Source organism: Rathayibacter sp. CAU 1779 (assembly GCF_054551755.1).
Genome location: NZ_JBTOLK010000001.1, coordinates 2,084,572 through 2,099,392 on the forward strand (window position 1 = coordinate 2,084,572; position 14,821 = coordinate 2,099,392).

Genomic DNA, 14,821 nt, shown 5'->3' on the forward strand with positions numbered 1-14,821 from the left:
TGAGCCATCATGGGAAACCGTCTCCCCTCAGCGCCCCGGCTCGCGGCCGGTCGGACGCACACGTCGTCGCCCTCGACCCCTGGCCCTGACCGCGAGGAGCGCGCATCCGATGACCGCGATGCCGCCGAGCAGAGTGGGCCAGGTGAGCCGCTCGTGCAGAAGCAACGCCGCCCAGGCGATCGTCATCACGGGCTGAGCGAGCTGTACCTGGCTCACTTGTGTCATGGGTCCGAGTGCCAGTCCGCGGTACCAGGCGAAGTAGCCCAGGAACATGCTGACGACCGCGAGGTAGGCGAACGCGCCCCACTCCACAACCGTTCCGCGCGGTGGCTGTCGAACGAGTGCGAGCCCAGTCAGGACGGTCATGAACGGGGCGGCAAGCACGAGCGACCATGAGATGGTCTGCCACGAGCCCAGATGCCGGGAAAGCAGGCCACCCTCCGCATACCCGATCGCACAGGCGACAACGGCGGCGAACAACAGCAGGTCCGGCCACTGAAGCTGCGTCACGCCGCCTCCCTGCACACACGCGAATGCGACGGCAGCGACGGACCCGATGCAGGTGGTGACCCAGAACGATGCTGGTGGACGTTCGCCGCCCCTGATCACGGCCGTCACCGCGGTCGCTGCCGGAAGCAAGGCGATCACGACGGCGCTGTGACTGGCCAGAACGACGGTCAGGGCGTAGGAGGTCAGCAGTGGAAAGCCGACGATGACACCGCCGGCGACGATCGCCAGTCGACCCCATTGAAGGCCGCGTGGGATCCGCTGACGTGTGAGTGCCAGGGCGACTCCGGCGAGGAGTGCCGCGATGACGGCCCGTCCCGATCCGACGAAAAGCGGGGACATCGCGCCCCCGGCTACGGCGACGCGAGTGAACGGCACGGTGAACGAGAATGCAGTCACGCCTACCAGGCCCCACCAGAGACCGAATCGCTTCTTCGGTAGCGGACCGGAGATGGACACGGTAGCGCTATTGTCTGCTGTCATGAATAACAGTAGCAGTGATCGTCTCGCCGAGACGCTGCGGGACTGGATCGTGTCGGCGCCGGCGAGTGCGCAGCTCCCGTCGACCCGAACCATGGTCTCCCGATACGGGGTGAGTCCGGTCACCGTGCAAAAGGCGCTGCGCACGCTGGCCGCGCAGGGTCTTGTCGAAGCGCGGCCCGGCGTGGGAACGTTCGTGCGCGCGATACGGGCCGCCCGACCGCATGACTACGGGTGGCAGACGGCGGCCCTCGGCTCGCCGTCTGCACGTACACCCGCACTGGGATCGGTCTTGCGAACGGCGCCCAACGACGTGATCGCCCTTCACTCCGGCTATCCCGACAAGGAACTGCTCCCGGTCGGGCTGGTGCGGGCAGCGCTGGCCAGAGCGGCCCGCAACGACGCCTCCGTCCTGCGGCCGCCGGTCGCGGGCCTGCCGGAGCTGCAGGCCTGGTTCGCATCCGAGCTCGGCGCGGTCACGGCGACGGGTCTCACCCCGCCCGCCGTCAGCGATGTGATCGTGTTGCCGGGCAGTCAGAGCGGTCTGAGCACGTTGTTCCGGGCGTTGGTCGGTGCTGGACGCCCGCTGCTGGTCGAGTCGCCGAGCTACTGGGGCGCGATCCTCGCCGCCTCGCAGGTCGGTGTCGAGGTCGTGCCGATTCCCAGCAGCCATCGCGGTCCGGATCCCGATGAGCTCGACCGCGCGTTCGTGCGAACCGGCGCGCGGGCGTTCTATGCTCAACCGACCTTCGCCAATCCGACGGGTGCCCTGTGGTCACCGGAACTCGGCGATCGAGTGCTCGACATCGTGCGGGATCACGGCGCTTTTCTCATCGAAGACGACTGGGCGCGCGACTTCGGGATCACGGTCGACTCCGCGCCGCTCGCCGCGCGCGACGACAGCGGACATGTCATCTACATCCGGTCGCTCACCAAGAGCGTGTCACCGGCGGTCAGGGTCGCCGGGCTCATCGCGCAGGGTCCGGCCCGTGACCGCATCCTCGCGGATTCCCAGGCGCAGGCGATGTACGTCAGCGGGGTCCTGCAGGCCGCAGCTCTCGATGTGGTCAGCCAACCGGCCTGGCGTTCGCACCTGCGGGCCATGCGGCGACAACTTGCTTCACGACGAGATCTTCTGGTGACGGCACTCCGAGAATTCGCACCGACCATCCATCTGGAGCACGTGCCCCACGGCGGCCTGAACCTTTGGCTGCGGCTGCCCGACCACACGGATCTGAGCAGAGTGGTTCGCGAGTGCGAGAGTCGTGGCGTCTTGGTCGCCGCCGGCGACGAGTGGTTCCCCGCGGAGCCGGCAGGGCGCTATCTGCGGCTCAACTACTCCGGCCCGAACCCCGGGGCATTTCCGGAAGCTGCTCGCATCATCGGACACGTGCTCGCTCTGCAGTAGATCGCCGTGGGGTGGATGCGCCGCTCGGCACGCACATCCACCGCACCGGTTCGATTCAGCGGGTGTTCCGAGTCGTCAGCCATGTTGCGTAGTCGATTCGTCCCGTGCTGAACGCTGCCAACGGAACGAGCCCATCCGCGCCGACGTCGACCCCGAAGTAGCGGGCGTCGGCATCCTCCACGATCGGACGCGATACTCCCTCGGGCACCGCGCGACGCAGGAAGTCTGCCATCGATGTCCGCTCGGGGCCGGCGACCTCGACGATCTCCGATCGCGGACCCGCGATCACGGTATCGGCGACCGCGCGTGCCACATCGAGCACCGCGATCGGTTGGAACGCTGTGGCCGGAGCTCGGACGACGCCATCGACCGAGAGCGCGTCGAGGATGTTCGGCAGAAACTCGAAGAACTGGGTGGCGCGCACGATCGTGTACGGAACGCTGCGGTCGGCGAGCACCCGCTCCTGAGCTGCCTTGCCCGCCAGATAGCCGGACGCCGTCATCCGGTCCATGCCAACGATCCCCAGGGCGATGTGGTTTCGGACTCCGGCGTCGAGCTCCGCGGTGACGACGTTGCGGGTGACTGACGTGAAGTAGTCGACCACCTCTGCTTCGTTGTAGATGGCCGCATTGGTCACATCGACGACGGTGTCGGCGCCGTGGAAGGCGGACGCGAGGCCGATGTTCTGCGCGGCGTCGACGCCGGTCGATCGTGACGCGACGACGACGTCATCGCCGTGCGCGCGCAGGAGCCTGACCACCTCGGTTCCGATGCGGCCCCTGCCTCCGAGGACTACTGCTCTCATCGATTCCTCCTATTTCGGATATCTGTTATCCGGTTAAGTATCCGGATAACAGATATCCGAATCAAGTACGATGACGGAATGCGGTTGTCCGGCGGCGTGGAGTGGGCCCTGCACTGCTGCGTGGTTCTCAGCAAGGGTGTCGACGACCCCGTCCCCGTCGCCCGGCTGGCCGAGCTGTACGACGTGTCACCCACATACCTCGCCAAGCACCTCCAGTCCCTCGCCGCGGAAGGCCTGATCGAGTCGGTTCGCGGAAAGCGCGGCGGATATCGGCTGACACGATCCGCAGAGACCATCAGCGTGTTCGACGTCGTTCGGGCGATCGACGGTGAAGGGCCGGCATTCGTCTGCACCGAGATCCGTCAAAGGGGCCCCTGTGCCGCAGCCTCGGAGGACTGCCAGCGAGCCTGTTCCATCGCGCGAGTGATGTTGGCTGCGGAAGACGCCTGGCGCTCGTCCCTGCGCGGCGTCTCGATCAGCGACGTCGCAGCCGATGTCGACCGTGTCGCGGGCGAGGGGGCGCTGACCCGGATGCGGACGTGGCTGGGAGCGCCGTCGGGCGAGGGCGCCTGATCCGCTGTTTCCCGCGCGCGTCGTGGGAGATGTCCTCGTCGTAGCCGTCGACGGTCGCGAGCACCGGCAGCACATATCCCTCTCGCGACCGAGGCGACGGTGCGGGGGAACTGGGATACTGGCGCCATGTCCGCGTGGCTCGCCGGCGTGCGGGACCGGCTCGGAACGAGCATCCGTTCCGCGAGTCCCTACGTGCTGGACTCCGTGATCGCGTTCGCCGTCGCGGTGCCGACGTCGGTGCCGTTCGTCATGGCATCCCCCGGTACGGTCACCGTTCTGGGTGCAGTGCTCAATCTCGGAACCGTCGTGCCGCTGATCTGGCGTCGTCGCTGGCCCTTCGCGATCGCAGTCACGGTCGGCCTGTTCGCGCTCGCGGTGTCGCTCTATCACGCGCCCGGGCAGGAGTTGCAGTACGGGTTGCTCGTCGTCATGTACACGATCGCCGACCTGGCACGACCGTGGCAGAGACGCACCTTCGTGACGGTCGTGCTCGCGACACTGCTCGTTCAAGGATGGCTGCTCTCGACGTATCGGCCGGCCGAGCTGATGTTCACGCTGCTGCTGCCTCTCACCGCCTACCTTCTCGGCTCGCTCGCGAGGACGAGCCGCGCACGTGCGCAAGCACTGGAGGATCGTGCCCTTCAGCTGGAGCGCGAGCGGACCGCTGATGCAGCGCGAATCGTGGCCGAGGAGCGCGCTCGGATCGCGCGAGACATGCACGACGTGCTGGCGCACGGGGTCAGCATGATGGTCGTGCAGGCCGAGGCGGGTCCGGTGGCGGTGCACACCGATCCGCATCGTGCTGCGCAGATGTTCGACACGATCGCCGCCTCGGGCCGGGAAGCCCTGGCGCAGTTGCGTCGCGTGCTCGGCGCGCTCGGAGAGCAGCACGCGGTGGGTCGGCTGAGTCCGCAGCCGACACTGGACCAGCTCCCCTCGCTGGCGGCCGAGCTGAAGCAGGTGGGGCTGAACGTGGAGCTGCACACGACAGGGGCGCCGCGCGCGCTCCCCGCCGATGTGGGGGTCGCCGCCTACCGGATCGTCCAGGAGGCGCTGACCAACACCGTCAGGCACGCTCAGGCGTCGACGGCGAACGTGTGCCTGACGTGGAGCGACGGCGGTCTGGCGCTCACGGTGGCCGATGACGGAAGGGCGGACGGCATCGTGAACGGTGGCGGTCGCGGCATCATCGGCATCCGGGAACGTGCTGCAGCCTGCGGTGGCAGCGCGGAGGCGGGACCCAGAGAGGACGGCGGGTTTCTGGTGACCGCCTGGCTTCCCGACGGCGGCGAGACGAGACGGATCAGTGGTGAGGCCGGAATCAGGGCACATGGCTGAGCCGGCGGACAGCAGGGGCATCCGAGTCGTGCTGGCCGACGATCAGGAGCTCGTGCGCAGCGGATTCGCCATGATTCTGGACGCCCAGCCGGACATCGAGGTGGTCGCAGAGGCGGGTGACGGGCTGGCGGCGGTCGGCGCGGCGCAGCAGCTCGCGCCCGACGTCGTGCTGCTCGACATCCGGATGCCGCGCATGGACGGTCTGGAGGCAGCCCGCATCATCTGCGCACGCACCGCGTGTCGAGTGATCATGCTGACGACGTTCGATCAAGACGACTACGTCTACGAGGCATTGGAGGCGGGCGCGAGCGGATTCCTGCTGAAGGACGTGCGACGCGACGACCTCGTTCACGCCGTGCGAGTGGTCGCGGGCGGCGACGCTCTGCTGGCACCGACCGTGACGAGACGGCTGATCGCCGAGGTCGTGCGCAACCGTTCGCGCGTGGACGCCGAGCCCGACGAACGCCTGCGTTCGCTCACCGAACGAGAGAGTGCGACTCTGCACCTGATGGCCCGGGGCCTGTCCAACGCCGAGATAGCACGCGCGATGGTGGTCAGCGAGCACACGGTGAAGACCCATGTCAGCAACGTCTTCGCCAAGCTCGGGCTCCGCGACCGCGTGCACGCGGTCATCCTCGCGTACGAGTCCGGCCTGATCGTCTGACGCGAGGCGTGCGGGAGTTCCACCGCGACCCCCTCGGCACTCCCTCTCGCGAACGAGTTCACGCGCAGGCTCGTGCGGGAGAGGGATGCCGGATTTCGGTCCGCGCGGCGATTCGTCACCGTAGCCGGTTCGGGAGCATCGAAGAGCCGATGCTTCCTTTCGTCAGGGGTGACCATGAACGCGACAGTGTCCGAATCCGAATCCGGATCCGGATCCGATCGTTCCCGCTCTTGGGCTCGGGCGACATTTCTTCCGGTTCTCGCCTGGGTGATCGTGCTCTCCGGTCTCACGCTCGGGGCGGCAGCCTGGCTCACGTGGACCGGGGGCGATTATCGCGACTTCTCACCCGCGATCCTCGTGGTCGCGTATTCGCCGGCGCTCGCGGCGATCGTCGTCTCCTGTTTCGAGACGGGGCACTACGGAGTGAGGGCGCTCCTGACCGGCCTCCTGCGTTGGCGGGCCCGGCCATGGTGGTACGTCATCGCTCTCTTCGGGCCGCTCCTCCTCGCGCTCATCACGGCCGGATCCCTTGTCGTCTCCGGCGTCGTGGCACCCACCGCACCGCTGGTTCTCCCCGCCGCGTCGGCGGTTCCGGTGCTGCTCGGCCCCCTGATCGCGGGTTCGCTCGGTGAAGAGCCGGGCTGGAGGGGTTTCGCCCAGAACCGGCTCCAGACCCGGTGGGGCGCCCTGCTCACCGCGGTCGTGGTGGGCGTGTTGTGGTCGGTGTGGCACCTCTGGCCGATGCTCACCCCTGTCGGTCGTGCCGAGCTCGGCCCTGCGGATGTCGCGCAGACGTTCCTGCGACTGATCGCGACGGCCGTCGTCTACGCCTGGTTGTACAACGCTTCCGGCCGATGCCTGCCCGTGGTCCTCGTCGCCCACGCCGGCCACAACATCGCGGTCGACCTCATGCCGGAACGGGTGATCGGGTCGGATGCCGGGGCCATGACGATGGCGGCGCTGTACGCCGTTGCGGCAGTCGCGGTCGTCGTGGGCACTCGCGGCAGGCTTGGGCGGAGCACGACCGGGGGTGTGCGGTGAACTCGGCGGTACGCGAACGGGACGGGGCCGGGACCGCAGGACGGACATCCGTCTCCCGATCCTTCGCCCGATTCTGTGTCGTGGCGGCTCCGTTGCTGCTCGTCGGCTACGGGCTGCTGCGCATCGTCGACGGCCTGGCCGACGGGCACGGGCCGGGAGTCTGGTGGACGGCATCCCATGCGCTGTTCCTGGCGTCGTTGCTGTTGTTCTGCGTCGTTCTGGTGGGCCTCGGCAGGCGGGTGCGAGGGCGATGGGTACGATGGCTGGCCCTGATCGTCACCCTTGTGGCAGGGGCTGGGCTCGTCGTCGTGGTGCGGACCGTGGTCATCGACCTGATCGTCGGACTCGTGGCGACCAGTCGCACAGACATGGAGAGGCTCTTCGACGCGTTCGGATCCGCGCCGGTCCCTCTCCCCGAGATCGTCTCCGACGCGGCACCTGCCGTGTTCTTCGCCGGCGTGACGACGTTGCTGCTGTTGCTCGTTCTGCAGCGGCCCGCCCTCGCCCCATGGTGGGCGCCGGTGCTCTCGCTGGGGACGGCGTTCGGTCAGATCTCGCCAGGATTGGCGCCCATCGGCGCGGCGATGCTGCTGGTTGCACTGATCGCAGTGGTCGACAGGGTGCAACCGGGGGACAGGGCGCGCGAATGATGTCCGCAGTACCTCCCTCGGCTCTCGTCCCCATCGGCTCTGGCTTTCGTCAGCTCGCGCCTCCCTCTGCGCTGGTTCCGTACGACTCCGGCGATCTGATACCTTGTGCTGCAAGGTATCGAGCAGTGCGAGGTATGTCGGCGTGATCCGACAGCCCGAGCCGAAGGCAGGGGAGTGTGCGGATGAAGGTCGGCAAAGATCTGGTCGCGGCGTCCGCAACGCCCATGGTGCTCGCCATCCTCGCCGAGGGCGAGTCGTACGGCTACGCGATACTGCAACGCATCGCGGAGCTCTCCGGCGGCGAGCTGCAGTGGAACGACGGGATGCTCTACCCGCTGCTGCACCGTCTCGAGCGCCTCGGATACGTGGAGGCGCACTGGGACTCGTCGCATCCGGGCCGGCCTCGCAAGCAATACCGGCTGAGCGACGACGGCGCGGCGGCGCTGGCCGAGCAGCGCGCACAGTGGACAGTGGTGAGTGCCGCGCTGCAGCGGGCGTGGGCCCAGCGGCTGGCACGGGTCGACGGCGGAGCGTTCTGACGTGGACGCCTCGATCGAGACGCGCATCGACGACTGGCGCGCGCACCTTGTCGCCCACCCGGCGGTGTCGTCCGACGACGTCGCCGAGCTCGAGACACACCTCCGCGATCAGCTCGACGTGCTCGTGTCCGGCGGACTGGCGCCGGACGAGGCGCTGATCGTTGCCGTGAAGCGGATGGGCGCGCTCGACGAGGTCGCTGCCGAATACGCGCGAGAGCACTCGGACCGGCTCTGGAAGCAGCTCGTGGTCGGGCGGGCGACGGGGCGAGAGAGCGGAACATCCGGTCTTCCGCTGGCGATAGGGCTCGCGCTCGCTGCCGCTGCCGCAGTGAAAGTGCCCGCGCTCTGGGGCGTCACGCTGTATTCGCCGTTCTTCCTGCGCAACGGTGTGCTCCTGGTGTTGCCGTTCCTTGCCGCCTATTTCCTCGTGCGGCGTCGTGCGGGCTGGTCGACGGTTGTAGCTGTCGCCGTGCCGTTCGCGGTGTTCGCACTCGTGCTCAACCTGTATCCGTTCGCCGATTCCGGAGGCGGTGGCCTCGGCCAGACCGGCCTTCTGGCCATCGTGCACTCCGCCGTCGTGCTCTGGCTCGCGGTCGGTGTCGCCCATGCGGCGCGGAACTGGCGCTCCGGCCGGGCCCGCATGGATTTCGTGCGTTTCAGCGGCGAGTGGTTCGTCTATTATGTGCTGATCGCCCTCGGCGGTTTCGCGCTCATGGCGCTCACCGACGGCATCTTCGGTGCGGTCGGCCTCAACGTCACCGCCGTCGTTGCGGACTGGATGCTCCCCTGCGGGGCGACGGGCGCCGTCCTCATCGCCGCGTGGCTGGTCGAGGCCAAGAAGAACGTCATCGAGAACATCGTGCCCGTGCTCACCAAGGTCTTCTCGCCGCTGATGACGCTGCTGCTTGTCGCCGCCGTCATCGCCACCCTGGTGCAGTTCGACTTCATCGACGACGGCCGCGATCTGCTCATCGTCTTCAACCTCGTGCTGCTCGTCGTGCTCGGCCTCGTGCTCTACGCTCTCTCCGCGCGAGATCCGGATGCCGCCCCCTCGTGGTCCGACCGGCTTCAGCTTGTGCTGCTCGTCGCAGCCCTCGCGGTGGATCTCATCGTGCTCATCGCCATGATCGGCCGCATCGGCACCTACGGCGCGAGCGCGAACAAACTCGCCTCGCTCGGGCTCAACCTCATCCTGCTCGTGAACCTCGCGGGAGCGGCCTGGCTGCAGCTGAGCTTTGTGCGTGACCGAACGCGCCTTGCCGCGCTCGAGCGCTGGCAGACCTCATATCTCCCGGTGTATGCGACATGGGCGGCTGTGGTGGCCATCGTCTTCCCGCCGGTGTTCTCGTTCGTCTGAAGACGGTCTTCTCCGTCCTCTGACGGGAGTGCAGATCGGCTCGCGATCGTGCATACTTGGTCAACTGACCCAGTTCTGCCCGACGAAGAGCAGGAGCACTCCGTGTCCCATCCGATCCGTTCCGAACGGCCGCGCGCATGACGCGCATGTCTGTCGCCGATCGCCGAGCCGCGCTCATCGCGGCCGCACTCAGCGTCATCGCCAGGGAGGGTGTCGCCGCAGCGACCACCAGAGCCATCGCCGGTGAGGCCGGCATGCCGCAGGCGTCCTTCCACTACGCATTCGAATCCCGCGACGAGCTGATGCGCGAGGTTGTGAAGCATGTCGTGGAGCAGGAGGAGCGGTCGATCCTGCCCGCCATGGCACCGGCATCCGTTCCCGCCGACATGCGCGAGGCGCTGAAGAGCGGCCTCGAGCACTACTTCGCGGGCGTGCTGGCCGATCCGGATCACGAGCGCGCCATGTTCGAGCTCGCGCAGTACTCGCAGCGCACGCCCGGTGCCGAGCAGCTCGCCCTCGTGCAGTACGAGCGGTACTACGCACTCGCCGAGTCGTCGCTGTGCGCAGCGGCGGAGCTCGTGGGTGCCGTCTGGAGCCGTCCGGTGGACGAGATCGCGCGCATGCTGGTCGGTCTCACCGATGGGCTCACGTTCACGTGGCTGGCGACGCGCGACGATGAGGCGGCACACCGTCTGATCGACTTCGCAGCGGATGCCGTGGCCGCCCTGAGCGAGCCGCGTGGCGTCGCCCCCGCTGGTGCCTCGGCGGCCGGCGCCGTTGGATCCATGAAGCAGGGAGCACGATCGTGACCGCTGACGGAACGGTGGCGGGCGGAACGCGCGTGACCGTCGACGTCTTCGCCGAGCCTGTCCGCAGGGTCGGCGGCCGTTGGATCGCCGCCTTCGCGTTCGCCTGGTTCGGCGTCTGGATGGCCCAGCTCACACCCATCCAGCTGCTGCTGCCGGCGCAGATCCAGGAGCAGTTGAAGACGGATGCCTGGGTGCAGAACGTGGTCGCATTCGGCATCATCTCCGGCATCTCCGCGCTGTGCGCGATCGTCGCGTTCCCGGTGACCGGCGCGCTCTCTGATCGCACGACGAGCCGCTTCGGACGCCGCCGCCCCTGGATCGCCGCGGGCGCCGTGCTCTTCGCGCTGTCCCTGCTCCTGCTGGGCCTGCAGACGACGATGGTCGGCATCGGCGTGTTCTGGTGCCTCGCGCTCACCGGATTCTGCGTGCTGACCGCCGCGCTCACGGCGACGATCAGCGATCAGGTTCCCGTGGACCAGCGCGGATACGTCTCGGGCTGGTTGTCGGCGCCGCAGGCGATCGGCATCATCGCCGGCATCCTGCTCGTCACGATGCTCGCGCTGGGCACGTTCCTCGGTTATGCCGCGATGGCGGTGCTGCTCATCGTGTTCGTGACGCCGTTCCTGTTCATCCCGGATGCCGTGCTGCTGCCGTCCCAGCGCTCGCCCTTCTCCCTGCGCGGCATGATCGACTCGCTGTGGATCAGCCCCAAGAAGTACCCGGACTTCGGCTGGACCCTGCTCAGCCGCATCCTGGTCAACTTCGGCAACGCGTTCGGCACGACCCTCCTGCTTTACTTCATCGAATTCGGACTGCACGAAACGCCCGGGCAGGCCCAGGACGACCTGCTCGTGCTGACCCTCATCTATATGGTGTTCGTGATCGCCGCCGCACTCGTGCTCGGCAAGCTCTCCGATGTTATCGGCCGGCGCAAGGCGTTCGTGTTCCTCTCCTCGACGCTGCAGGCGCTCGCCGCGATCATCCTCGCCTTCGTTCCGCTGCTCGGCGTCGCCATGGTCGCGGCCGGACTGCTCGGCCTGGGCTACGGATGCTTCCTCGCCGTCGACCAGGCCCTCGCGACCCAGGTGCTTCCCGACCCGGAGACCCGCGGCAAGGATCTCGGCATCATGAACATCGCCACGGCGGTTCCGCAGGCCTTGGCCCCTCTGGTCGGTGCCCTGCTGGTGCTCCTCGCCGGATTCGCCGGCCTGTTCGTCACGGCGGCCGTGTTCGCGTTCGCGGGCGCGCTGGCCGTCTCTCGAGTGAAAGCGGTGCGCTGATGGCGACTGAATCCACGACGTCGTCCGGCTCGACGACCATCGACCTGACGACGGAGCCTGCGGCATCCCGGCGGCGGTGGGGAAACCCGGCGCTGTTCTGGCCGAGACTCGGCGCGGCCACGGCCCACCTCGACGCTCCCGTCGCCGTGCTGGAACTCGACGCGCTTCGCGCCAACGCCCACGACATGCTCGCCAGGGCGGCGGGAACCCCGATCCGCGTCGCGTCGAAGTCTGTGCGCGTGCGCGCCGTCATCGATGCAGCCCTGGCCTTGCCCGGCTTCCACGGTGTTCTCGCGTACACCCTCGAGGAGGCGCTTTGGCTCGCCGAGGGCGACGCCGACCATGCGCCGATCGAGGACATCGTGCTCGGCTACCCGACAGCGGATCGCGCGGCTCTCCGGCGTCTCGCGGCCTCCGGTGAGCTCGCCTCGCGGGTGACGCTCATGGTCGATTCCGTCCAGCACCTCGACTTCGTCGATCGCGTGGTTCCCGCCGGCAAGCGGGAGAGCATCCGAGTGGCGATCGAACTCGACACCGCGTGGATGGGCCCGGTCGGCCGCATCGGCGTGTTCCGCTCGCCCGTGCGCACGCCCGACCAGGCATCCGCTCTGGCAGCGCACATCGTCGCCCGACCCGGCTTCACCCTCGTCGGCATGATGGCCTACGAGGCGCAGATCGCCGGACAGGGGGATGCCCCGCTCGGCCGCCCCGCGTACGCCGCGACCGTGCGCTGGATGCAGCGCAACTCGAAGGCGGAGCTCCTGGAGCGGCGTGCCGCAGCGGTCGCCGCGGTGCGCGGCATCGCGCAGCTGGAGTTCGTCAACGGCGGGGGAACGGGATCGCTCGAGTTCACGTCCGCGGATCCCTCGGTCACCGAGATCGGCGCCGGAAGCGGGCTGCTCGGCGGCCACCTCTTCGACAACTACCGCTCGTTCTCGCCCGCTCCGGCGGCATCCTTCGCGCTCGACGTGGTGCGCAACGCTGAGAAGGGGAGCGCGACCATCCTCGGCGGCGGATGGGTGGCATCCGGTCCGCCAGCCGTCGACCGGCTGCCCGCCGTCGCCTGGCCGACCGGACTGAAGATGGCGCCGCGCGAGATGGCGGGCGAGGTGCAGACCCCGCTGGGCGGTCCGAACGCGTCGGGGCTGCGGGTCGGCGACCGCGTGTGGTTCCGGCACACGAAGTCGGGCGAGCTGAGCGAGCACGTGAACGCGTTCGCGCTGGTGGAGAACGGCGAGGTGGTCGGATCCGTTCCCACGTACCGCGGAGAAGGGAAGGCGTTCCTGTGACGGCGACCGGCGCCGTGTGGCGCAACTGGGGGAGGAGCCAGCGGATCCGTCCGGCGCACGTCGAGCGGCCGCGGGATGTCGCGGCCGTGCAGCGCGCGGTCGTCGCGTCCGCCTCGCGCGGCCTGCACCTCAAGCCCGTCGGCGCCGGACACAGCTTCTCCGGCATCGCCGTCGCGCCGGGGGTGCAGCTGGACCTGCATCAGCTCAGCGGCGTGATCGCGGTGGACGAGGCATCCGGCCGGGTCACGCTCGGCGCTGGCACCAACCTGTACCGGCTGCCAGAGCTGCTGTCGCCATACGGGCTCGCGCTGGAGAACATGGGCGACATCGACCGGCAGACCATCGCCGGTGCCACGTCGACCGGCACCCACGGCACGGGTGGCCGATTCGGTGGACTCGCCACGCAGATCGTCGCGGCAACGCTGGTCACGGGAGACGGATCCCTGCTGCACGTCTCCGAGACGGAGAACGCCGAGCTCCTCCCGGCAGCACGCCTGGGGCTCGGCGCGCTCGGCGTGCTCGTGGACATCACGCTCCAGTGCGTGCCGGCGTTCCTGTTGCACGCGGTGGAGCGCTCGGAGCCGTTGGGTGACGTCCTCGACGGATACCTCGACCGCTCCCAGCGCGAGGACCACTTCGAGTTCTACTGGTTCCCGCACACCGACGTCGCCGTCACGAAGACCAACACCCGTCTGCCGGTCGATGCCGAGCGTCGCCCCCGCGGCGGCTTCTCGGCGTGGGTCTCCGACGAGATCGTCGCGAACGGCGTGTACCGCGGCATCTGTGCCGTCGGATCGGTGATCCCGGGGATCATCCCGCCGGTGAACCGCATGGCTGGCGGTCTGATGGGCAACGGGGAGTTCACAGACCACTCGCCGCGTGTGTTCGTCAGCGATCGTGCAGTGCGCTTCCGTGAGATGGAGTACGCGCTGCCGCGCGAGGCCGTGCCGGGAGCGCTGCGCGAGGTGGATGCGCTCATCCGGTCCCGAGGATGGCGCATCTCGTTCCCGGTCGAGGTGCGCTCAGCGGCGGCCGACGAGAACTGGATGTCGACGGCGTACGGCCGCGACACCGGCTACATCGCCGTGCACCGCTACTTCCGCGAGGATCCGACCAAGTACTTCGCCGCTGTCGAGGCGATCATGCGCGCCCACGACGGACGCCCGCACTGGGGAAAGATGCACACCAGAACCGCGGATGACCTGCGTCCCGTCTACCCGAGGTTCGACGAGTTCGTCGCCGTCCGCGACAGGCTCGACCCGCAGGGCGTCTTCGAGAACGGATACCTCCGCGCCGTCCTCGGCCCCGTGAAGGTCCCCGCCGCAGAGCGCTGACGCCGGCCATCCTCGCCATCGGCTCTGCGGCACCCTGGCCCTTGCTCCGAGTGTCGTGAGAACGCGCCGAGCGCCGAGCAGCGCCCAGTAGGATGGGCGGGTGTCGTCGCTCGACACGTCCCCGTCGGTTCCCGAGGAGTTGCCCGCCATGGAATGGCTGATCCCCGTCATCATCATCGTCGTGATTCTGGTGATCATCGGCATCTACTTCTGGGCGATGTACAACTCGCTCGTCACGCTCAACGTGCGTGTCGACGAGGCGTGGAGCGACATCACGGTGCAGCTCAAGCGTCGTGCCGACCTCATCCCGAACCTGATCGAGACGGTCAAGGGATACGCCGCCCACGAGAAGACCGTCTTCGAAGACGTCACCAAGGCGCGTGCCGAGACGCTGTCCGCGAGCGGACCGGCGGAGGCATCCGCCGCGGAGAACCACATCCAGACCGCTCTGCGCAGCATCTTCGCGGTCGCAGAGGCGTACCCGCAGCTGCAGGCGAGCCAGAACTTCCTGCGTCTGCAGTCCGACCTGGTCGACACGGAAGACAAGATCCAGGCCGCGCGTCGCTTCTACAACGGCGGCGTGCGCGAGTTCAACACCAAGATCAAGGTGTTCCCGAACAACCTCTTCGCCAAGCGCCTCGGATTCGGTGCCCGCGACTTCTTCGAGGTGGCCGACGCCAATGCGATCGCCGAGCCCCCGCGCGTGCAGTTCTGACCGGTCGACGGCCGTAGCGCTACAGGCATCCG

General features: G+C 68.4%; 15 protein-coding genes. 13 read left to right on the forward strand and 2 right to left on the reverse strand.

The annotated features are described in order from the left end of the window. Nucleotides 1–27: 27 nt before the first annotated feature. Nucleotides 28–990, reverse strand: a complete 963-nt coding sequence (locus tag ACX9R5_RS09550; RefSeq protein WP_459408745.1) for a DMT family transporter — start codon at nt 988–990, stop codon at nt 28–30. On the opposite strand from ACX9R5_RS09550, the gene ACX9R5_RS09555 reads away from it, so the two are divergent. After that, nucleotides 989–2,395, forward strand: a complete 1,407-nt coding sequence (locus tag ACX9R5_RS09555; protein WP_459408746.1) for an aminotransferase-like domain-containing protein — start codon at nt 989–991, stop codon at nt 2,393–2,395. The two genes, ACX9R5_RS09550 and ACX9R5_RS09555, sit on opposite strands and share 2 nt — an antisense overlap. Before the next feature lie 55 nt (nt 2,396–2,450). Here ACX9R5_RS09555 and ACX9R5_RS09560 read toward each other — a convergent pair whose 3' ends face one another. Continuing rightward, entirely contained in the window at nt 2,451–3,200 is a 750-nt protein-coding gene (locus tag ACX9R5_RS09560) for an SDR family oxidoreductase (RefSeq protein ID WP_459408747.1), read from the reverse strand. Between the two features lie 78 nt (nt 3,201–3,278). Here ACX9R5_RS09560 and ACX9R5_RS09565 point away from each other — a divergent pair, with 78 nt between their 5' ends. From ACX9R5_RS09565 to ACX9R5_RS09620, 12 genes are all read left to right on the forward strand, one after another. Further along, nucleotides 3,279–3,773, forward strand: coding sequence for an RrF2 family transcriptional regulator (locus ACX9R5_RS09565; RefSeq protein WP_459408748.1), 495 nt, complete (start codon nt 3,279–3,281; stop codon nt 3,771–3,773). Nucleotides 3,774–3,899: 126 nt separating this feature from the next. Next, complete coding sequence (locus tag ACX9R5_RS09570) at nt 3,900–5,111, forward strand: sensor histidine kinase (RefSeq protein WP_459408749.1); 1,212 nt, start codon at nt 3,900–3,902, stop codon at nt 5,109–5,111. After that, the gene (locus tag ACX9R5_RS09575; protein WP_459408750.1) at nt 5,104–5,775 is read left to right on the forward strand and encodes a response regulator; all 672 of its coding nucleotides are present in this window, start codon (nt 5,104–5,106) and stop codon (nt 5,773–5,775) included. Before ACX9R5_RS09570 ends, ACX9R5_RS09575 begins: the two co-directional genes overlap by 8 nt. Nucleotides 5,776–5,949: 174 nt before the next feature. Beyond that, the gene (locus tag ACX9R5_RS09580) at nt 5,950–6,816 is read left to right on the forward strand and encodes a CPBP family intramembrane glutamic endopeptidase (protein WP_459408751.1); all 867 of its coding nucleotides are present in this window, start codon (nt 5,950–5,952) and stop codon (nt 6,814–6,816) included. Nucleotides 6,817–6,896: 80 nt separating this feature from the next. Beyond that, on the forward strand, nt 6,897–7,466 hold the full coding sequence (locus ACX9R5_RS09585; RefSeq protein WP_459408752.1) for a hypothetical protein: 570 nt from the start codon (nt 6,897–6,899) through the stop codon (nt 7,464–7,466). A gap of 182 nt (nt 7,467–7,648) precedes the next feature. Then, nucleotides 7,649–8,005, forward strand: a complete 357-nt coding sequence (locus tag ACX9R5_RS09590; protein ID WP_459408753.1) for a PadR family transcriptional regulator — start codon at nt 7,649–7,651, stop codon at nt 8,003–8,005. 1 nt (nt 8,006) lies between these two features. After that, a complete protein-coding gene (locus tag ACX9R5_RS09595; protein ID WP_459408754.1) occupies nt 8,007–9,362 on the forward strand; it encodes a permease prefix domain 1-containing protein in 1,356 nt (451 codons plus the stop codon). 146 nt (nt 9,363–9,508) lie between these two features. After that, nucleotides 9,509–10,171 carry a TetR/AcrR family transcriptional regulator gene (locus ACX9R5_RS09600; protein WP_459408755.1) on the forward strand — a complete coding sequence of 221 codons (663 nt, stop codon included), beginning with the start codon at nt 9,509–9,511 and terminating at the stop codon, nt 10,169–10,171. Next, the gene (locus ACX9R5_RS09605) at nt 10,168–11,451 is read left to right on the forward strand and encodes an MFS transporter (protein WP_459408756.1); all 1,284 of its coding nucleotides are present in this window, start codon (nt 10,168–10,170) and stop codon (nt 11,449–11,451) included. Before ACX9R5_RS09600 ends, ACX9R5_RS09605 begins: the two co-directional genes overlap by 4 nt. Further along, on the forward strand, nt 11,451–12,740 hold the full coding sequence (locus tag ACX9R5_RS09610) for an alanine racemase (RefSeq protein WP_459408757.1): 1,290 nt from the start codon (nt 11,451–11,453) through the stop codon (nt 12,738–12,740). The genes ACX9R5_RS09605 and ACX9R5_RS09610 overlap by 1 nt, the downstream gene beginning before the upstream one ends. Next, a complete protein-coding gene (locus tag ACX9R5_RS09615; protein ID WP_459408758.1) occupies nt 12,737–14,074 on the forward strand; it encodes a D-arabinono-1,4-lactone oxidase in 1,338 nt (445 codons plus the stop codon). Before ACX9R5_RS09610 ends, ACX9R5_RS09615 begins: the two co-directional genes overlap by 4 nt. 148 nt (nt 14,075–14,222) lie before the next feature. Then, nucleotides 14,223–14,789: a LemA family protein gene (locus tag ACX9R5_RS09620; RefSeq protein WP_459409061.1), complete on the forward strand. Its 567-nt coding sequence runs from the start codon at nt 14,223–14,225 to the stop codon at nt 14,787–14,789. The last annotated feature ends 32 nt before the right edge of the window (nt 14,790–14,821 follow it).